Source organism: Methylobacterium sp. B1 (assembly GCF_000333255.1).
GTDB classification, from domain to species: Bacteria; Pseudomonadota; Alphaproteobacteria; order Rhizobiales; family Beijerinckiaceae; genus Methylobacterium; species Methylobacterium fujisawaense.
Window position 1 is genome coordinate 1 of sequence record NZ_BACT01000572.1, and the last position, 521, is coordinate 521.

The 521-nt window shown below is 75.4% G+C and carries 1 pseudogene; it reads left to right on the forward strand.

What is annotated here, in order from left to right:
- A pseudogene (locus tag I53_RS16745) lies at positions 1-521 on the forward strand (glycosyltransferase family 2 protein); the annotation flags it as partial.

The window sequence follows — 521 nt, forward strand, 5'->3', positions numbered from 1 at the left end:
CGGCTGGATCGTACTGAGCTACAGCGGCGATCCCGCGGCGCCACCCCGGCGCCCGATCCTCCGCGTCCTGCGGGGTCCGGACGATGCCGTTCAGGATTTCGTCCTGCCGGGCGCCTCTCAGGGACTCGCCCACTGGCTGGGGTTGATCCCCTCGGATGCGCGCGAGATCCGCCTCTCGGCCGGTGCCGACTTTGCTCTGGAGCGGGTCGGTGCCCGGCACGAGGCCGGCCTGCTCGCACAATGTCTCCTCCGCCGGCCCTGGCGCTGCCTCGCCGCGCTCTACGAGCGCGCCCGCGGCTCGGACCGGCGCTACCGGGACATCCTGCGCGGCACCTGCGCGGTAACGCCGATGGTCCGCTTCCCGTCCTGGGCCGCCGCCCGGACCCGGCCCGCCGGCCTTCCACCCTCCGCGCTGCGGATCGGCTGTCTCCTGCTCGCGCGACCCGGCGAGGCGGCGGTGCTGGGCGCCGCGCGCGACGCGCTGGCCGCGCAGACGCACCAGCCAGAGTGGGTCTCGGTCG